The sequence below is a fragment of the Plantactinospora sp. A48 genome, from assembly GCF_055793945.1.
This window is the reverse complement of record NZ_JBTIXF010000096.1, coordinates 1-18,113: the sequence shown is the minus strand read 5'-3', so window position 1 is coordinate 18,113 and position 18,113 is coordinate 1. Positions and strand designations below refer to the sequence as shown.

At 70.8% G+C, this 18,113-nt stretch carries 16 protein-coding genes; 4 read left to right on the top strand and 12 right to left on the bottom strand.

All coding sequences use genetic code 11. The features are described from left to right. Positions 1-98: 98 nt before the first annotated feature. From ACXN5W_RS28980 to ACXN5W_RS28965, 4 genes are all read right to left on the bottom strand, one after another. Positions 99-488: a hypothetical protein gene (locus ACXN5W_RS28980; protein WP_473161563.1), complete on the bottom strand. Its 390-nt coding sequence runs from the start codon at positions 486-488 to the stop codon at positions 99-101. After that, positions 485-949, bottom strand: a complete 465-nt coding sequence (locus ACXN5W_RS28975) for a hypothetical protein (RefSeq protein WP_473161562.1) — start codon at positions 947-949, stop codon at positions 485-487. Before ACXN5W_RS28975 ends, ACXN5W_RS28980 begins: the two co-directional genes overlap by 4 nt. A gap of 183 nt (positions 950-1,132) precedes the next feature. Next, a complete protein-coding gene (locus tag ACXN5W_RS28970) occupies positions 1,133-2,416 on the bottom strand; it encodes a stress response protein (protein WP_473161561.1) in 1,284 nt (427 codons plus the stop codon). Positions 2,417-2,819: 403 nt separating this feature from the next. Next, on the bottom strand, positions 2,820-3,131 hold the full coding sequence (locus ACXN5W_RS28965) for a hypothetical protein (RefSeq protein ID WP_473161560.1): 312 nt from the start codon (positions 3,129-3,131) through the stop codon (positions 2,820-2,822). A gap of 219 nt (positions 3,132-3,350) precedes the next feature. On the opposite strand from ACXN5W_RS28965, the gene ACXN5W_RS28960 reads away from it, so the two are divergent. Further along, positions 3,351-4,451, top strand: a complete 1,101-nt coding sequence (locus tag ACXN5W_RS28960) for a right-handed parallel beta-helix repeat-containing protein (RefSeq protein WP_473161559.1) — start codon at positions 3,351-3,353, stop codon at positions 4,449-4,451. Between the two features lie 90 nt (positions 4,452-4,541). Here the strand turns inward: ACXN5W_RS28960 and ACXN5W_RS28955 are convergent, their stop codons facing one another. Both ACXN5W_RS28955 and ACXN5W_RS28950 read right to left on the bottom strand, forming a co-directional pair. Continuing rightward, positions 4,542-5,585 (bottom strand): hypothetical protein, encoded by a 1,044-nt coding sequence (locus ACXN5W_RS28955; protein WP_473161558.1) that lies wholly within the window; start codon positions 5,583-5,585, stop codon positions 4,542-4,544. Positions 5,586-5,686: 101 nt separating this feature from the next. Further along, complete coding sequence (locus tag ACXN5W_RS28950) at positions 5,687-6,517, bottom strand: PIG-L family deacetylase (RefSeq protein WP_473161557.1); 831 nt, start codon at positions 6,515-6,517, stop codon at positions 5,687-5,689. Positions 6,518-6,592: 75 nt separating this feature from the next. Between ACXN5W_RS28950 and ACXN5W_RS28945 the strand changes: the two genes are divergently transcribed. Next, complete coding sequence (locus ACXN5W_RS28945; protein WP_473161556.1) at positions 6,593-7,306, top strand: hypothetical protein; 714 nt, start codon at positions 6,593-6,595, stop codon at positions 7,304-7,306. Between the two features lie 13 nt (positions 7,307-7,319). Here ACXN5W_RS28945 and ACXN5W_RS28940 read toward each other — a convergent pair whose 3' ends face one another. Beyond that, complete coding sequence (locus tag ACXN5W_RS28940; protein ID WP_473161555.1) at positions 7,320-8,315, bottom strand: RNA polymerase subunit sigma-70; 996 nt, start codon at positions 8,313-8,315, stop codon at positions 7,320-7,322. Between the two features lie 128 nt (positions 8,316-8,443). Here ACXN5W_RS28940 and ACXN5W_RS28935 point away from each other — a divergent pair, with 128 nt between their 5' ends. Next, entirely contained in the window at positions 8,444-9,211 is a 768-nt protein-coding gene (locus ACXN5W_RS28935; protein WP_473161554.1) for an SDR family oxidoreductase, read from the top strand. A gap of 60 nt (positions 9,212-9,271) precedes the next feature. Here ACXN5W_RS28935 and ACXN5W_RS28930 read toward each other — a convergent pair whose 3' ends face one another. The 5 genes from ACXN5W_RS28930 to ACXN5W_RS28910 all read right to left on the bottom strand — a co-directional run bounded on the left by ACXN5W_RS28930 (position 9,272) and on the right by ACXN5W_RS28910 (position 17,216). Further along, complete coding sequence (locus tag ACXN5W_RS28930; protein ID WP_473161553.1) at positions 9,272-10,282, bottom strand: phosphotransferase family protein; 1,011 nt, start codon at positions 10,280-10,282, stop codon at positions 9,272-9,274. After that, positions 10,279-12,753: a hypothetical protein gene (locus ACXN5W_RS28925; protein WP_473161552.1), complete on the bottom strand. Its 2,475-nt coding sequence runs from the start codon at positions 12,751-12,753 to the stop codon at positions 10,279-10,281. The genes ACXN5W_RS28930 and ACXN5W_RS28925 overlap by 4 nt, the downstream gene beginning before the upstream one ends. Positions 12,754-12,837: 84 nt before the next feature. Continuing rightward, the gene (locus ACXN5W_RS28920; RefSeq protein WP_473161551.1) at positions 12,838-15,888 is read right to left on the bottom strand and encodes a COR domain-containing protein; all 3,051 of its coding nucleotides are present in this window, start codon (positions 15,886-15,888) and stop codon (positions 12,838-12,840) included. A gap of 141 nt (positions 15,889-16,029) precedes the next feature. Beyond that, positions 16,030-16,620: a SigE family RNA polymerase sigma factor gene (locus ACXN5W_RS28915; RefSeq protein ID WP_473161550.1), complete on the bottom strand. Its 591-nt coding sequence runs from the start codon at positions 16,618-16,620 to the stop codon at positions 16,030-16,032. Then, entirely contained in the window at positions 16,620-17,216 is a 597-nt protein-coding gene (locus tag ACXN5W_RS28910) for a permease-like cell division protein FtsX (RefSeq protein WP_473161549.1), read from the bottom strand. The genes ACXN5W_RS28915 and ACXN5W_RS28910 overlap by 1 nt, the downstream gene beginning before the upstream one ends. A gap of 214 nt (positions 17,217-17,430) precedes the next feature. Here ACXN5W_RS28910 and ACXN5W_RS28905 point away from each other — a divergent pair, with 214 nt between their 5' ends. Then, positions 17,431-17,985 (top strand): NADPH-dependent FMN reductase, encoded by a 555-nt coding sequence (locus tag ACXN5W_RS28905; RefSeq protein ID WP_473161548.1) that lies wholly within the window; start codon positions 17,431-17,433, stop codon positions 17,983-17,985. Positions 17,986-18,113: the final 128 nt, after the last annotated feature.

Below are 18,113 nucleotides of genomic sequence, written 5' to 3'. Positions count from 1 at the left end.
GTTTATAGCAAAGAAACGCCCCCCCCCCCACCCCCCAACACCACACCCCCCCAAACCCTCGGGGCGCCTCCTCCCCCCCCGACCGCCGGTCGGTTCGCTCACCTGGGGCGGGCCCGTCTCGCCCCGAGCATCGCCACGACCCCCGTGACCGCGGCGAACAGCAACCCGAGCGCCATCACCACGTTGCCGACGACGGTTCCCAGGTTCGAAGAGACGAGGTTCGGGGTCAGCACACCGGCCGCCCACCCACCGAGGACGATCCACAGTGAGATCAGTACCGCGAACACCGGCGCCCACCAGTGCCGAACGGTGAACACCACCAGGGCGCCGCACACCGCGATGAAGATGATCCCCGGCGGGAACGAGGGGAACTTCGCGGGGTCCGCGATCCACTGGATGACCAGACCGAGGATGCCCACCGCCAAGCCGCACAGCGACAGCCTGGTGTTCCTCGGTGCCGCCGCCAGCCGCGCCACGATCGTGCTCACCGTCGTTCTCCTTCCATCTGGTGGTCCTGCCGTCCATCCGGTTCCGCCGGCTGGGCTGGGTCCGCCGGCTGGGCTGGGTCCGGCGCGTACCGCCGAACGGCGGCGACCCCGAACGCGACCGCCGCGGCGAAAGCCGCCATCTGAAGCCATCCGGCGTAGAACGGCACGGACTCCGCCGGGGTACCGAGCCGGCTCAGGAAGGAGGCGTCGGTGAATCCGCCGACCAGAAACAGCACCCCCTGCGCGACGGCCAGCAGCGGCATGAACCGCCACCGGACCAGCGCCACCGCGGCGGCCACCGCCAGACAGATCAGCGGCCCCGGCCCGTCGTATCCGGTGAGCAGGCTGTGGGATTCGACGATCTCGGGAGCGGCGTCGCCGATCGCCGCCGCCACCAGCGCCAGGCTGGTCGCGACGGCCCAGCGGCGCCGGTCCGTCGTCCCGGTGGATTGGTTGGTCACGGCTCGACTATCCGCCCGGTCGGGCGGGACGGCGTCAGCCCGCTGCCGGCCCGCCGCTACGCAAATCTGCGTACGCTGACCCGCCGCTTCCGGGCCGGTCAGGTCCTCCGGGCCGGTCGGGTCTCCCTGGCGGTCGGCGCTTCCGGGCCGGTCGGGTCTGCCGGGCCGGTCAGCCGGCCGGCGTCAGGCTGACACCTGCTGCACCGAGCCGGACCACAGCCCGGGGTGGGCCGGCAGCCACGGTTTGAGGTCCCGGACCACCTGCTCGTAGAAGCCGTCGATGGCGGCCAGGACGGAGTCGATGAAAGTCGCCGGTCCGGTGCCCGACCCGTCACCGGCCGGGACCGACAGGGTGACCCGGAACGTCCGCAGTTCCCGGCTGGGGTCGCTGATCAGGACCGTCGGATCGGCACGTACCTCCCGGAGTGGTTCGGCCGCACCGCCCCCTCGGGCGTGCATGGCGAACGCCTCGATCCGGGTCGCGTCCGGCGCCTCCCGCAGCTGGCGCACCAGCCAGTTGATCCGGTTCGTCGAGCGGCCGGACCGTGGCGCGTCGACCTCCACCTGGCAGTGGATCCACCCGGCCCGCAGATCGGCGATCACCCGCAGCGGCCCCACGGAGCCGGGTATCCGCAGCGCTCCGGACACCGTGCCGGTGGAGACGAGCTGGTTCGCCAGCGTCTGGGTGCGGCCGGCCGGATCCGCGAGGTCGCGGCGGCTCAACGCCGGCGTCACCTCCACCCCCAGTTCCCGGCCGAGCCGCAGACCGGCGTACCGGATCAGCGCGTCGAACCGGCCGACGACGGGTGCGCAGGCGTCGGTCCCGCGCAGGGTCCCGGCGGAGACGGCATCGCGCACCGACACCCACTCGGGGCCCATGTCGCTGAACTCCAGGGCCCCGGACCGGGGGTGTTCGAGGTACCGGACCAGCTCCCCGAGGATCCAGGCCTGGTCCGGATCGGCTCCGGCGCGGTGCTCCTTCTGCGTCACCGCCTGGGTGAGGATCTCGCTCCATGGCAGGTGGTGCAGGGCGACCCCCCGCAGTTTCCGCCGGTCGACCACCGTCGGATGCTGGCCGGGGACCGGGGCGATCTCGTTGGAGATGGTCAACACCGCGTCGAAGCCCTGCTCGCGGGCGATGTCGAGGTACGCCTCCAACCGCTCGGTCCGCAGCCGGTCGCCACCCGTCCGCACCTCGACCAGTGCGGTCCACCGCCGCTGGCCCCGGGTCACCTCGATCAGACCGTCCGGGAGGAACTCCTCATCGCCCAACTTGAAGGACGCCTCGACGAACGTCCGCACGGCGCCGGCCGGCGCGCCGAGCGGCTGGGTGAGGACCAGACCGAACTCCCGTACCGCGCTCATCACGGCCAGCAGCGCGGAGCTGGCCCGGCGTACCTGTTCCTCGGCGTCGTTGATGCCGGAGGTGGGGATCAACCGGGCGGCAAGCCACGAGTCATCGGCCATCGCGGAACTCTCCTTCTCGCGGGGGAGCGCGTGATCCTGCGACGGACCGCCACCAAGCCGAGGCCCGGGCCGGATCATGAGGGATGGTCATCGTGAAAAATGTGACCAGGAACCGACAAGCCCGTTGCAAGATTTCCGACAGCGCTTCCAGACCTGAGTCTGAGCACAGTGGACGATCGGTGGGGTCGCCGGCGCCGGACGGCCGACCCCGATCCGTCGATCCGGTGGTGAGACATCCCGCTATGGACCGGTCCGCTCCGGTCCGGCCCGGTCCGACCCGGTCCGGTCCGGCCCGGTCCGCTACGGCCCGGTCCGCTCCGGTCCGGCCCGGTCCGCTCCGGCCCGGCGGGTCGGTCGACCGGCCGGGCCGGAGCGCTCAACCGGGAGACCTCCGGGGTCATGCTCAGGCGTCGCAGAACCAGCCGTTCTGCACCCAGCCGTGGGCGTTGACATTGCCCCACGCCAAGCCGTACACCCATTCCTTGCCGGCCCCGTCGAAGCCCTCCACGGTGAAGGTCTGCGGATAGTGCAGGACGCCGACGAAGTCCCGTACGTCCAGGCTCTCGGCGCAGACGGTGAGTCGCCGGCCGAGGTCGTCGTTGCCCGCGTACGGGTAGGGGCCGCCGGCGTGGGCGACCCCGGCGGTGCCGGCGAGGACGGCCAGGACGGCGGTGCCGCCGACCGCGGCCCGGCTGAGGCGCTTACGCAGTTTCACGGATGCTGTCACCTTTCCTGCGGGTGCTGGATCCCGTGTCGATCCGGCCGCGGCGGGACGTCGGTGTCCGCCGTGGTCGGTTTTTTTTGATCTAACCATCCTGATCGGATTGCCGGACATCGCCGTGTTCATCGGCCAGCGGGGCCGCCCGAACAGACCCGAACAACCTCGAACGGCCGAACCGGTGAACCAGGCGGGCTCTCGCCATAGCCTCGGGTCATGTCATCAACCTCGAAGAGGCGAGCGTGGACGGTACGCGGCGCGGCCGTGCTCGCCGTTGCGCTGATGGTGGTGTCGTTCGGTTCCGACGCACCGGCCTGGGCCCGGGAACTCACGGCGAGCTGCGGCAACACGACGGCGGACGACGAGAAGCTCAACAGCGTGATCGCCGCGAGTTCGCCCGGCGATGAGATCGTCATCGAGGGCCCGTGCCTGATCGACGGCAGTGTCAAGCTGCTCGGTGCGCGGAGCTACCGCGGGAAGTCCCGGGCGGGGGCGGTGATCCGGCAGGCCAACGGGGCGAACCTGAAGGCCATGCTGGCCTCGGACTCGTATCTGGACAACGACTCCTACACCGGTGCGCCGATCAGCATCCGAACCGTCACGTTGGACGGGAACCGGGCCGGCAATCCCACCGGCGGTGACGTGCTGGTGCTGCGGGCGTGGCAGTCGGTCGTCGAAGACGTGGAGATCGTCGGCGCGACGCGACACGGCATTCGGCTGACGAACCTGGCGGCCAACGGCACCCCGTTGAAGAACACCCAGGTCAACGGCCGCATCGCCGGAAACCACATCAGCGACTCCGGCGGTAGGGGAGTCTTCGTCGAGGACACCGGAAACTCCGTGACCGACTGGCAACTGCTGGACAACTGGATCGCAGACTCCGGTACCGACGCGATCGCGCTCGACAACAGCGCCGGATGGATCGTCGAGCGTAACCACGTCTACGGCACCGGGGGCTCGGCGATAACCGCCGAGCGGCTCTTCGGCAGCACCATCTCGGACAACTACCTCGAGGACTTCGTGACCGGCGGCCTGCAGGCGTCGGTACAGGGCGAGGCCGCCTCGACGATCACGGGCAACCGGATCTTCCGGTTCAACGGCGGTGGCGGCACCTTCCTGTCGCTTCGGACGAACTACGGCGCCGGCAGTGTCGTGGTGGTCGGCAACACCGTCCGCGGCAACGGCACCGGGGTTGGGCTGGACTACGCGGTGAACTCGGGTACGACCCTGTCGGTCGTGTCCACCGGCAACCTGGTGACCGGGGTCACCACGCCGCGCCGGGCCGCGAACGGGGTGACCGTCAGCGCCGGAGTCTGAGGAAACCGGAGTCTGAGGAACGGGGGCCGCCCGTCTGGGCCGAGCCGCCATGGATCGGCGGCTCGGCCCAGACGGCGGAAGCGACTCGGTTCAGACGGGCGGGAGCAGGTCGATGACGAACTGCTGGTCCGCGTCATCGGTGCAGGGCTTCTGGACCGCCTCCACGCCCTCTGTGGCGGCCCCGTCGAGCAGTCCGACGCACTGCCCCGTGTGCGTGATCCGCAGCCGGTACCGCTCGCTGGCCGTACCGGTGACCCGTTCCACCTGGAACAGCTGCTGGGAACGGGTTCTGCCGCAATCCGGCCACGGCTCGAACATGTCCTTGATGACACCGCCGGTCAGCAGGGTGAGACAACCGATTCCCTCCCTGGGATGCTGCCACTCGATGAACATCGTGTCGGCGCCGACCGGTTCGAGGAAGGTCCGAGGCGGCACCGCCCGACGGCACGGCCGGAGGACGGCGATCGCACTGGGGTATCTGCCCTTTCGGTCCCGTCCCTCGCTGAGGCACAGGTCCGGAGCCCGCGCCGGGCTGATCCGCGCGAAGCTGCCGCTCCCGCCGAGCTGCAACGGCATGGTGGAACTGGGTGACGGGGAGGACGCCAGGGTGCTCGTACGCCGATCCCCGGGTCCGTCTCTTTCGAACGTGGACAGCAGGGCCGCACCCACCCCGAGCACGAGCAGGAGCGACACCGCGACGACCGGCACCATCCAACGCGAGGTCCGGTGGTCGCCGGGAGGATCCGGCGGCGTTTCGGAGGAGGCCGGCGGCGGGTTCGGCTCGGTGTCGGTCGGGGCCGGCGGTGCGGCGGCCCCGGACGCCGCTGACCCCTCCTCCCGCATCGCTATCCGCTTGCGGGCGGCGAGCCAGCTCCGCACCTCATCCTCACCAAGTCCACACGCCCTGGTGAACACCGCGACAAACTGCTCACGGGGCAGTGTCGACCGGCCCAACGCGGTCGCGATCGTGCTGCTCGGCAGCACCTCGCCGACCGTGGCGGCCCTGGCCTCCAGGGCCCGGTACGTCGAACCGGACCACGATCGCAGTTGACGCAGGGCGGCCACCAGTTCCGCGGGCGTCTGCGCGCGCTCGGGCCGGGGCGGGTGCGCCGTGGCGGGAACTTCATCCGTCATCGTAGGAAGATGTCCTCGCAGGATCGGGCCGCGAACGGACGAGAAAGTCGGTCAGCCGACGCCGCGCAGGTACCCCCCCGCCGCGTCGAACGGCGGCGGGGTCAGCGCAGGCCGGCGAACAGGTCGTCCTCCGGGGTCGGCGCGTCGGTGTTGTCGTGGACCCGGACGAACGTCTCCACGCCCATCAGCTCGGTGAACCGCTCCTCACCCAGTTGCAGGAAGAAGATGTTCTCCGCCTGGCTGGCGTGCGCGGCCAACGACTTGAACTTCTGCGCGCCGTAGTCCCGGGTGTTCACCCAGGTGGTGATCTCGTCGTCGGGCAGGCCCAGCTCGGGCATGTCCCGCGCCGGCTCGTCCGGCTCGGGGAACTCGACGCCGATCTCCTTCATGATCCGGCCGAACTCCTCGAAGGCGCTGCGCGGCACCGTGGTCCAGTAGACCTTCGCCGGGATGCCCGTCCGCTCGACGGCGGCCATGGTGATCCGGTGCGCCTGGATGTGGTCCGGGTGGCCGTAGAAACCGTTCTCGTCATAGGTGACGACCACGTCCGGCCGGTAGTGCCGGATCAGCTCGGCCAGCCGCTCGGCCGCCTCGGCCACCGGCGTCTGCCAGAACGCGCCGGGCAGGTCGTTGGTGGGCCAACCCATCATCCCGGAGTCGGCGTAGCCGAGCGTCTCCAGATGGGTGACCCCCAGCGCGTCGCAACTGGCCGTCAACTCGGCCTGGCGCATCGCCACCACGGCGTCCGGGTCGTGCCCCGGGTCGCCGGGCTTGACTCCGCCGGGGCCGTCGCCGCAGCGCCCGTCCGTGCAGGTCACAACCACCGTCGTGACCCCCTCCGCCGCGTACCGGGCGAGGACGCCGCCGGTGCTCGTCGCCTCGTCGTCCGGGTGGGCGTGTACGGCCATCAAGGTCAAAGATCGTTCTGTCACCCCACCACCCTATGCGGCGGGTCCGACGCACTAGCATTGCCGCGTTCTCCGGAGGGCTGCTGAAACGAGGGCGAGATGCGTTGGCTGCGGCGGTTGCTGGGCGGCGGGCGGGTTCAGCTCGATCCGGCCCGCCAGGAGGCGCTGCTGCGGGACGTCCGGCACCGGTACGGCGCCCGCGCGCAGCTCCGGTTCCCCGAGCAGGTCGAGGCGGTCGGCAAGCTGCTGGACGGCGACGACGGCCTGGCCGTGGCGGCGCGGATCGTGGGCGAGGTCGCCGACGAGGCGAACGCGGACCTCCAGGCCCAGGCCCACGAGGTGTTCCGGCACACCGGCCGGCGGCTCCTGGTCCACCGTCGCAACTACCGGCCGCTGTGGAAGGAGGCCGGCGCGCTGCTGCGGTGGCCACTGTTCGCGCTGCCGTGCAATTTCCACCCGTACGCCCAACTGGCCGCCGCCGTCACGGTGGCCGGCGCCGGGGCGGCCCGGCTGGACCGGGTGACCGACCCGACCCCGCTGGTGACCCGGGTGTTCGAGGTGCTCGACCTGACCACCGCCGGCTGGGAGTTCGGCCGGGTCCGGGTCGACACCGACGCCGCCGCCCTGGCCGACCGGCTGATCACGTCGGCCGGGAAGATCCTCGCGGCGATGGACGACCCGCCCCGGTTGCCGCCGCCGGTCCGTGAGCTGATGCGCCGCAACAACACGATCGCCGTTCATGATCCGGCCGGTCCCCGGGTGGTCGGCGGGATCAACCCGGGCGCGCGGATGCGGGAGATCCTGCTGGCCTGATCAGTCCCGGCGCTCACCAGAGGGTACGGGGAAGCCCGACGTGCGGCGCGAGCGTCGCCTCGAAGCGGGTGAGTTCACGGATCCGGTCACCGGCGAGGTCAACGACCAGGATGCCCGTGACGTGCAGGGCGTCCGTGGCCGGGTCCCGGCGGTATTCGCCCCACCCAGGCTGGCCGTTGCACCGCACCGGCACCATCCGGGCGATGCTCCGTCGGTGGGCGTCGATCGAGGCGAAGAACCGGCGTGCCGCCGGGCGGCCGTGGTACTCGACGGCCAGCGGCGGCATCCGTAGCCACACGTCGTCGGTCAGCAACGCGACGATCGTGTCGACGTCCTCCTCGGTGAACGCCGCGACGAACCGGTCGAGCAGGGCGCGTTCCCGCGCGCTTCCCGCAGTGGGCGGCGGCGGGCCCGCCGAGTGGTGCGCGGCCATCGTGGCACGGGCCCGCTTGAGCGCGCTGGCCACCGCGTCCTCGGTCAACCCGAGCAGGTCGGCCGCCTCCCGCGCGCGGTAGCCGAGCACGTCCCGCAGCAGCAGCGCCGCCCGCTGGTTCGGCGGCAGCAGCTGGACGGCGGTCACGAAGGCCAGCGAGATCGCCTCGCGGGAGACGTACCGGGCCTCCGGCCCCGGCGCCTGGTCGGGCAGGCCGTCGAGCAGCACGTCGGGGTACGGCTGCAGCCACAGCACCTCGCCGGTGCGGACCTCCGCCGGGGCGGGGGTCGGGGCCGGTTGGGCGGCCGGCGGCCGGCGGGCGACGCTACGCAGCAGGTTCAGGCACCGGTTGGTGGCGATGCGGTAGAGCCAGGTGCGGACCGAGGACCGCGCCTCGAACCCGGCCAGGCCGACCCAGGCCGCCAGCAGCGTCTCCTGCACCGCGTCCTCGGCATCCTGCAACGAGCCGAGCATCCGGTAGCAGTGCGCCTGCAACTCGCCACGGTGCGGCTGGACCAGCGCCGCGAACGCCTCCCGGTCCCCGGTGCGCGCCCGCGCCAGCAACTCCGCCGACATGACCACCTCCCCATCGTCCTCCCCGGTACCGACACCGGCGGGCGGTGGAACTGGTCACCCAACGGGCGCCCGATTTTCGCCGGCCGCCGTGTCGGTACCGGTGCGAGTCCAACAACGAGGAGTTCATCGTGATCGACAACAATCTGACGGCCACCGGTACCGGTGCGCTGACCGGCACGACCGCCCTGGTCGTCGGCGCGAGCCGGGGCCTGGGCCGGGGGGTGGTGACGGCGCTGTCCGGTGCCGGCGCCGCGGTGGTCGCGGTCAGCCGTACCGCCGACCCGGCCCGCGACGGGACGCGGGTCCGCACCGCGGTCGCGGACGCCGTCGACCCCGCCACCCCCGGCCGGCTGCTCGACCGGTACGCCCCGGACGCCGTCATCCTGGTCGCCGGCGCCGTCCCACCGATGCGCCCGATGCACGAGCTGACCTGGGAGGAGTTCTCGGTCAACTGGCACGCCGACGTCCGGATGGCGTTCCACTGGCTGCGCGAGGCGCTGCGCCGGCCACTGCCAGCGGGCAGCCGGATGGTCGTCTTCAGCAGCGGGGCGGCCCTGGGCGGCTCACCGGTCAGCGGCGGGTACGCGGGGGCCAAGGCCACCCAACGGCTGCTGGCCGGCTACGCCCGGGCCGAGGCCGACCGGGCCGGGCTCGGCATCACGTTCACCGCCGTGCTACCCCAGCTGACCCCGCTGACCGACCTCGGCCGCGCGGGTGTTCAGGCGTACGCGGACCGCGCCGGGCGGCCGGTGGAGGAACACCTCCGGCAGTTGGGCGAGGTGCTGACGCCCGAGGGCGCCGGGGCGGCGGTGGTCGAACTGCTGTCCGCCGAACCGGCAGAGATCGCGCCCGCGTACCTCCTCACCAGCGACGGGCTCCGGCAACTCAACGGGTGACGCGGTCCGGCGGGCCGGCGGCTACCTCGCACGGCGGCCGGCCGGACGTCGGGCCGGCGGTCACCCCGCGCGGCGGTCGGCCGCCCAGCCCCGGAGCCCGGCCGCCACCTCGGCGGTGGTGATCCGATCTGGTATCCGCCAGCGCTCTCGGGCGGCGTTCAGCTTGTCGGTCATCGAGGTGATCATCTGCGGTTCGGGGTACGGATACGGGCCGCCAGCGGCGAACAGTTGCGCGTAACGGACGCTGTCCACGATCGCGGACTTGATCCGTTCGTGGCCCAGGTAGGCGTCGAGGTCCGGCTCCCACCCGGCGACGTGCTCCGGGGGCATCACGTCGGCCCACCGGGACAGCAGTTCACGTTCCTCGCCCGGCAGATAGGCCATCTTGTGCAGGTGGACGGCCAGGTCGTACACCGGGTCACCCCACAGCGCCAACTCCCAGTCCAGGAAGACGCTGTCTCCGCCGGTCACGATGATGTTCTTGCGGTGCACGTCGGCGTGTACGCACACCGAGGGCCGGTCGGTGAGTGCCGGCCACACCTCGGTCAGGCCGCCCAGCGGGTCCACCGGGATGCCGAACCGGTCGAACAGCGGCCGGTACTCGTCGGCGAAGGTGTCGTAGATCCATTGGGTGAGCCGGGTCAGCCGGCGGCCGAAGGCCGCGCTGTCCCCGTCTGCCGGCCAATCCGGCGGGATCGACGGCAGCTTGTCCCGTGGCACATCGACGAGCTGCCGGAACAGCCGTGCCACGTCCCCCGGCACGTGCGCCGGGCAGGCCGCTCCCCGGGGCGCGATGTCGTTGAGCACGTCACCGGCGATGAACTCGTGGATCTGGAACGCCGGCTCGTCGCTGAGGAAGAGCAGCCGGGGAGCGCGGACCACGTACGGGGCGATGGCCGGCAGCACGTCCTGTTCACGCCACAATCTCAGGTCCATCACGTCCGCGCCGTGGATCGGGATCCGCACGATCACCGGCCCGTCCGGCAGATCGACCCGGACATTGTGGTTGTAATATCCGGCCGCCGCGTCCAGCCGCGACCGGGCCTGCTCGTAGATCCGCGTCCACGTCATGGCCGTCCCTCCAGAAGCGCCGCCACCAGCCGGCTCGTACGTTCCTCCAACGCGGCGAGCGAGTCCAGGGCATCGATCTGGTCCCGCGCCTCCCGGGCCGCTGTCGTCACTCGCCGGTCCCGCTCGCCTGTCGCGTCGAGGAACTGGCCAGCCAGCATGATCAGATTCGGGTACACCTCGGCCCCGAGCAACTCGTCCACGGCCCAGCGGACCGCCTCGACCGCTTCCACCCGATGGCCCATCCGGGCGTGCAGGAAGGCCCGGAACAGCTCGGCTCGGGCCCGCCCGGAGCGGTATCCGGCCGCGTCGAGCGACTCGGCGGCGGCCCGGAACGAACCAGCCGACTCGGTCAGCCGCCCCAACCGCAACTGGGCGATCGCCAGCGCGGTGAACGACTTACCCAACTCGTGCTGGGCACCCATGGTCTGCTGTACCTCGACCGCCTCGACCGCGGCCGGTAGGGCCGACACCGGGTCGGTCCAGGCCAGCAGTTCGGCACGGTTGGTCTTGAGATTGGCCAGGCCCACCACCGTGTCGGCCTGCCGGTAGAACCCGCGGGCCCGTTCCCACTCCCGCCAGGCCGCCTCGAAATCCAGTGCGAACCGGTGTCCGAGGTGCAACAACCGGGTGACGTCCCCGCGCAACAGGTGATCGTCGGGCGGGCACTCGTCGAGGATCTGCCCCGCCATCCCAAAGGCATCCCGGAACCGGCCCTGCCACATCTCGATGTCGGCCAGGCAGAACCCGGCCCGGTGCCGCACCGGACCGGAGTGCTCCGCCCACACCCGCCCGTACAACAGTCGCGCGTCGCTGGTCGCGCCGCCGATCCGCCGACCGTGCGCCGCCGCGATCGCCAGCCGGGCGCCCACCACGTCGTCGAGGGGCCAGTCGACCGCCGGCGTGAGGGCGGTGGCGGTGGCAGCGTCGCCGAGCACGATCGCCGCTTCAGCCTCCATGCACCGGACGGTGACTGCCAGCCCCGGATCTGCCGCGCCCTCCTCGACGAACTCCTGGAGGTCCCGCCGCACGCCGTCCACGGCCTGCTTTCCGCCGAGGCTGAGCGCGCGGTCCGCGTACCCGAGGATCCCGGCTCCATCGACAGCGCCGCTGTGCATGGCGGAGTACGCGGCCTCGCGGATGGCCCGGGCCCGGGTGTCGACCCCGTCCTCTGTGCTCTGCGCCTGCCTGGACCGATGTTCCCAGATGTCCCGGAGCAGCCGGTGCACGTCCCGGGTGGTGTCGCGGGAGACATGGGTGGCCAGCGCGGACCGCATCAGCTGGTGCAGCCGGTTGCCGTTCGCCCCCGTGTGATAGACGAACGAGTACGCCGTGAGTGACTCCCACGCCGGTCGGTGCCGGGGCAGGTCGAACGCTCCGGCGACGGCCTGGAAGATCTCGAAGTCGAATACGCGGGGGAGGCTGAGCAGCTCCAGCGTACGGATTTCCTGGCCGCCGACGTGTTGCAGGAACCGCTGCACGATCTCCTCGGGAGAGACGGCCTTGCCCGGCTCTCCCGTGCTGGCTCGGGTATCGATCGCCAGGTGTAGATAGAACGGCAGGCCGGTGCTTGCCCGCGCGATCGTCAGCCGCTCCGCCTCGTCGGAAATGCCGCTGTCAGCCAGCAGCTCCAGCCGGGCCTCCATCGGCAGGCCATCCACCCGGCAGAGCCGGATCGCCGCCGCCCAACTCGAGTCGTACGCCTGCCAACCCAGCGGTTCACGACTGGCCACCACCACCAGGCCGCGGTCGAGCTGCCCCACCAGATCACGCAACCAGGCGTCGAGCATGGCCCCCCGACCCGCCCGCACCGCCGCCGACACCAGCGCCTCGTACGCGTCGATGAACACGACGTACGGGCGGTCGACACTGCTCTCCCGCAGATCCTGCGCGAAAAGGTACGTGATGGCGTCCGCCAGCTCCACGTTGGGCAGCTCGTCCAGGGAGCGCAGGGTGTCGTCGACCCGGACCTGACGACGTCGGCGCAACCCGGTGGCGGCCCGCTCGGCGAGTTTGATGAGCCCGACGGCCGTGCCGAAGATCGGCAGACCGGTCGTGTCGTCCAGAATCTGGGTCAGCGCGTCGCTCTCCCGGATGAACGGCAGTTCCTTGGGGCTGAGCCGCAGATGAGGGTGCAGCCGCTGCCAGTACACCGCATAACCGATGTCGAACCGGTCGAACCGCACGCCCTGCCGACCCAGCTCCACCCGGAGCAGCGCCAAGGCGTCCTCCTGCTGTCGCATCGCCGGCACCTGCAGGTCGAGCGTCGCCGTCCGGTGCGTATCGGTGACCCGGGTGCACAGCTCGCGCAGGAGCCGGGACTTGCCGATGCCCCCGACGCCGACGACGTTCAGGACCCGCACGCCGTCTCCAGCTCTGGTCAGCTCCTCGGCGTACGCCTCCAGAATGGACTCACGGTTGACGAACCGCCGACGCAACGCGGCGACCCGACGGAACCTCGGTTCGAGCGGCATCCCGTCAATTCCCTTCAAACCGCGACTTACAGTCGATGACTCTATCCATGCCGGGCAATGCGGTCCGGAGCGCTGGGTTGTTGGTCACGGCGCTGGCGGCTGCCGGACCGGCGGGTCCGGGGGCGCCAGTTCCGGCGTCGCCGGTTCCGACCGGGGGTCCGGGAGCAGCGGCAAACCGGGGTCGTACTGGTGATAGTGCTGAGGGCACACCCAGAGCAGGTCGCCGGAGGGTGCCTGGACCCGCCGCAGGTCGCCGAAGGACCGTCCCTCGTCGTATCTGAACAGCAGCGCCCGCAGGCCGCGCAGGGCCTGCCCCTCGGCCTCGGTCAGCTCGTTCGCCGGCAGTCCGTCCGCCCGCTCGTGCCGGTCCACACCGGCCGGAAGCTTCTCGGTGACGGACTTCATCAGTTCGATCCGCTTGGACAGGTCCTCCGACTGCTGCCTCGGCAGGGTCACTCCGGAGACGGCGGCCACCAGCGGTACGACGAGTCGGAGTGTCTTCAGCACGAAGTTCGCGTACGGCGCGATGCGGGTGAACCACTCACGTTCCTGCCGCAACTCGTAGGTGGCGGGCTCCCACGGGTGCCACTCGCCGGGATGCTCACACCAGAGGGTGAGATACACCAGTTTGAAGGTGATGCGGCGATGCCACAGCACGCTGGCCGGACCCACCGGTTCCGCGCTGCCGGCCGGCGGCGCGAGGGTGAACATCCGCGGGCAGTCCACCACCTCGGTGGAGACCACCTTCAGCACCCGGCGCAGCGAGTCAGCGCTCTGCGCGGCGAACATCTCCACCCGGCGCAGACCGCCTTCCAGCCGTTCCACCCCGTCCGAGATCACCCCGACCTCGTCGTGCAGGGCCTCCAGTTGCGAGCGGAGCTCGGCCTGCGCGGAGGTGAAGCCGGTGAGCAGCGTCGAGATGTCGTGGTCCTCGTCGCACTCCAGGCAGTCCTGCGCCATCCGGCCCCGCTCGCGGCGGCGCAGCAGGCCGTTGAGGGGGAACTCCCCGGTACACGCCGGGGTGGGGCAGGGGATCAGCAGCTGGTACCGCAGGCCCGGCCACCGCCGTTTGATCAGGTGCTCCAGGCTGTCCCGCAACACGTTGAAGAAGAGGTCCGGCGAGGGCGCCCGGACCTCGATCCGCAGCCGTCCGTCCGGCTGCAACTCGATCAACGCCTCCGAGGAGTACGCCGCCGTCGGATGGCGGAGGAAGACACCGTTGCGCCAGTGCTTCCCGATGGAGGCGTCGTGGTGGCGGACGGTCAGCCACGCGACGAGCCCGGGGGCGGGGTCCCGGAGCTTGCAGATCAGCTCGACCTTGCGCAGGTTCTCGCCGAGTGGCGTGTTGAAGATCCACGGCAGGGCGGGCCGGGAGTGCGGCACCAACTGGGCGATCAGGCTCCGGTCCTCGCGCTCCCCGAGCCGGTAGGAGATGTCGAACTTCTCCATCAACCGCAGGAAGTAGGGATGGTGCCGCGCCGGGTAGGCGTCGTCGCGCGGCCGTTCCTGCCAGATCCGTCGCAGGTCGGCGTGGTCGAGCACGCCGTTCGCCTGCCTGGTGCCGGCGTCCTCCAGCACGTACGCGATGGCCCTGGTCAGCCAGTCCGGATTCAGCACCACGATGTCCCGGAGGCCCTCGTCGTCGCCGTAGTAGATGATCTGGCCCAGGTCGTGCAGAAGCTCGGCGAGCGTGACGGTCTCCTCGTCGGTCATCTGGTTCGACCGGCAGATGGCGACGAAGGCGTCCCAGGAGATCTGCGGCTCACTCTGGTAGCGGGACAGGATGTCATCCCGTGCGGTGATCCAGCGCGGACTGAGCATCCGCCCCATCTGCGGCAGTCCTGCGGCCTCCTTCGCGATCTCGTCCCGCAGCGCGGGTATGCCCCGGCCGGTCCGGTTGTCGACCTCCACCTGGCCGGCGAGCATGTTGGGAAAGCTCTGCCTCAGCTGCTCCAGGTCGATCTCGGGTTCGGTCACGTCGCTGTGCGTCGGCACGAGGATGGCCCGCGCCTCGTATCCGACCCGAAGCTGGATGCGGGTCAGCCAGTCCTCCACCTCACCCTGCTCCTGGCCCTTCCGGGCGTTCCACGCCAGCACGTAGAGGGCGCGGCGGCTGAAGAAGAACTGGTGGGTGATCCGGTAGACCTCCTGGCCGCCGAAGTCCCAGACCCGCACCATCATGTCGAGGTCCAGATCGGGGTGGGGCAGCACCAGAGGATGGATCTCCAGGCCGTGGGTGGGGTTCCGGTTTTCGACGAACTCCCTGCCCTCCAGGGCGGCCAGCAGCGACGTCTTGCCGACCGCGCCCTCGCCGACCACCAGGACCTTCGCCTCGTAGTGCGGGGTCGCGTCCTCCAGGCTTCGCAGGTACGCCGCGACGGCGTCGAGCCCTCGGGGAAGGAGATCGGGCAACGGATCCGACAGTGGATTCCGCGAGATGGACAGCGAGATCGACCGGCCGAGGAGTTGCGCCATTTCCCGAGGCAACTCGCTGATCTGGTTTCCGTCCAGTTCGAGCTTGTCGAGCTTCGTCAACAGGCCGATCTCCGGCGGGATCTCCCTGATCTGGTTGTTGCTCAGGTACAGCCGGCGCAGGTTGGTGAGCCGGCAGATCTCCGGGGGGATGTGGGAGAGCCGGTTGTTCCGCAGGTCGAGCTGTTCGAGTTCGCGGAGCCGGAACAGCTCCGGCGGGAGGGTCCGGAGCTCGTTCCCGTCGAGGTCGAGTTCGCGCAGTCGTGCCAGTCTGCCGATCTCCGCGGGCAGGGAGCTGATCCGGTTGTCATCCAGGTAGAGCTCTTCGAGGTGCTGCAGCTCGCCGATCTCCCGGGGTAGCGAGGTCAGGCGGTTGCTTCGGACGTCCAGCTCGCAGAGGTTTATCAGGTGGCCGATGCCCGGTGGCAGGCTCTCCAGTTCGTTGTGGATGAGGTAGAGGCGTTCCAGGTCCCCGAGTTCACTGAGGGCGGTTGGCAGGCTTCGCAGGCCCCACCCGGAGAAGCGCGCGTACCCTTCCTTGCGGGCCCGGCTGATGTCCGCAGCGGTGAACGCGCGCTCCGGGGCGTTCCGACTGGTAATGATCTTCTCCCGCCGAATTCGGAATGACTGAGCGGCACCGTAGCGAATACGAGAACCACTCATCACGCCGTGATCGGTGGCAACCTCCAGATTGTGTGTCGGAAAGCCGACTGCCGTCGGCGCGGTTGGCGCCGAACGGCGACGGCGGGTCGACTGTGGCCGGCGGATCGATTGGCGGCGGTCTGTCGATTGACGATGGTGGGATCAGATCCGGATGAAGTCCTCACCCAGCACCGCCCGCAGCCTGCCGAGCGCACGGGCGTTCTGGGTCTTCACCACCGACACGGAGACGTTGAGGATCTCGGCCACCGCCTCGACGCTCTGATCCTCCCAGTGTCGCAGCACCACGATGGCCTGGTCCCGGACCGGCAGGGTGGCCAGGGCTCCCAGCAGGGCGACGTGCAGTTCCAGGTTGTCGTCGGGTCGTCGAGCCGATGTCTCGGGCGGCTCAGCCAGGACGAGTTCGGTGTCGCTCCGGCGCTTCCACTGGTCGAAGACGGCGTTCAGCAGGACCCGTCGGCTGTACGCGCCCAGGTTGGCGGTGCGCCGGATCCGATCCCAGTTCGCGTACATCTTCGCGAAGGTGGTCTGGGTGAGGTCCTGGGCGAGGTGCCAGTCCCGGCACATCAGGTAGGCGGTACGCCGCAGCGTCGGTGCGGTGGCCTCGACGAACGCGGTGAACTCCGCCTGCCGGGCGGTCTGCTCGCGCCGCCGGGCCACCCCCCACCGTCCCAGCAGTCCGGTACGGGCGTCCCGGGGCGATCCCGGGCCCGGCGTGGTCCTCGCGTCGGCCATCAGTTGGCCTGCCAGACGTTCGTGTCGGTCGGGCACGAACTGCCGATGACCTCGTCGACTCCCGGCATCCGTCGGAGGCGAGGGGCCAGTTCGGCGAACCGGGACGGCGGGTCCAGTTTGATCCGGAACGCCTCCGGCAGCTGACTGGGCTGGACAGCGGCGACCAGATCCGGATCGTCCGCGTAGAGCCTCTTGAATCTCGCGTACGCGGTCTCGCGGCTCTCGTAGATCACAATCCTGACGGCCGGGTCCGTGCGCGCCAGGCCGGCCACCGCGGTGCGCTGCTCGGCGGTGACCGTTCTGGCGAGGAACACGGAGACGTCGGTGGCGCTGGCCCGGGCCGGTGAGTGACAGGCCGGGTTGATCCGCATCGCGAATCCCGCCGACACGGTCTCCGGCGGCGCCGATCGGTTCAGCCCGACCGCGAGATTCACCGCGCCCAGCGCCGCGATGGCGACCACCCCGGTCACCAGCCGTCGGCGCCGTCGGCGGCGCAGGCCGGACCCGCTGGCCATCGCCTGGTCGGCCAGGTCGCCCGGCGGCGGGGGCTCGTCGGCGAGGGCTCGGTCGAAGAGCGGTCGCAGGTGCTGGTCCATTGTTATCTCCCGTGGTTCGGTGTGCTTCACCGGTGATGACTGGTTGGGACACCGGATCGGTCACATCGAGCGCGCGGGCGACCGGCGAGGGGCACCGGCGGGAGCGGACCGGGCCGGGATCCACCGAGGTCATCGGCCGCCGCGCAGCCAGCGCCGAAGGGGAATGGTCTACTTGCTCTCGGAGAGCATCCGTTGGGGACGGGGAGGCACGGCGATGGATGATCCGGTCCGGATCCTGCTGGTGTCGGGGAGTACCCGAGGGGCCTCCACCAACACGGCCACGCTGCGGACCGTACCGGCCGTCGCGCCGCCGGAGGTGGTGGCCGTCCTGTACGAAGGGCTGTCCGACCTGCCCGCGTTCAACCCGGAGGACGACGGGGACCGCCTGCCCGCTTCGGTGGCCGAGCTGCGGCAGCGGCTGGCCGCCGCCGACGCGGTGCTGTTCTGCACCCCGGAGTACGCCGGGACCCTGCCCGGCAGCCTGAAGAACCTGCTCGACTGGACGGTGGGCGGCGGCGAGCTGTACGACAAGCCGGTCGCGTGGATCAACGTGGCGAATCCGGGACGGGGGGAGGGGGCGCTGGCGACCCTGGTCACCGTGTTGGGTTACGTGAGCGCGGTGGTGGTTGAGTCGGCGTGCGTCCGCCTTCCGGTCGGTCGGGACGCCGTCGGACCGGACGGCACGGTGACCGACCCGGCGGTCCGTGCCGGGTTGACCGGGGTCTGTCGGCAGCTCGTGCGGCACCTGCGAACCGGTTCCGGGGCCTGACGCGTCGGGCCGGGGGCGCCCCGGGGGGGCTAGCCTCGGGCGGGGGGGGGGCTGGAAAAGGCAGGGGAATGGAGAAGTGGGGACATTTAGGGGGGAAGAAGGGGGGGAGAACGCTTTGTCCGTGTGGG

Bases quoted from the DNA above. Each gene is read 5' to 3' on its own strand.
- ACXN5W_RS28970 (WP_473161561.1), bottom strand. From the start codon at position 2,416: ATGGCCGATGACTCGTGGCTTGCCGCCCGGTTGATCCCCACCTCCGGC.
- ACXN5W_RS28960 (WP_473161559.1), top strand. From the start codon at position 3,351: ATGTCATCAACCTCGAAGAGGCGAGCGTGGACGGTACGCGGCGCGGCC.
- ACXN5W_RS28955 (WP_473161558.1), bottom strand. From the start codon at position 5,585: ATGACGGATGAAGTTCCCGCCACGGCGCACCCGCCCCGGCCCGAGCGC.
- ACXN5W_RS28945 (WP_473161556.1), top strand. From the start codon at position 6,593: ATGCGTTGGCTGCGGCGGTTGCTGGGCGGCGGGCGGGTTCAGCTCGAT.
- ACXN5W_RS28940 (WP_473161555.1), bottom strand. From the start codon at position 8,315: ATGTCGGCGGAGTTGCTGGCGCGGGCGCGCACCGGGGACCGGGAGGCG.
- ACXN5W_RS28930 (WP_473161553.1), bottom strand. From the start codon at position 10,282: ATGACGTGGACGCGGATCTACGAGCAGGCCCGGTCGCGGCTGGACGCG.
- ACXN5W_RS28925 (WP_473161552.1), bottom strand. From the start codon at position 12,753: ATGCCGCTCGAACCGAGGTTCCGTCGGGTCGCCGCGTTGCGTCGGCGG.
- ACXN5W_RS28920 (WP_473161551.1), bottom strand. From the start codon at position 15,888: ATGAGTGGTTCTCGTATTCGCTACGGTGCCGCTCAGTCATTCCGAATT.
- ACXN5W_RS28915 (WP_473161550.1), bottom strand. From the start codon at position 16,620: ATGGCCGACGCGAGGACCACGCCGGGCCCGGGATCGCCCCGGGACGCC.
- ACXN5W_RS28910 (WP_473161549.1), bottom strand. From the start codon at position 17,216: ATGGACCAGCACCTGCGACCGCTCTTCGACCGAGCCCTCGCCGACGAG.
- ACXN5W_RS28905 (WP_473161548.1), top strand. From the start codon at position 17,431: ATGGATGATCCGGTCCGGATCCTGCTGGTGTCGGGGAGTACCCGAGGG.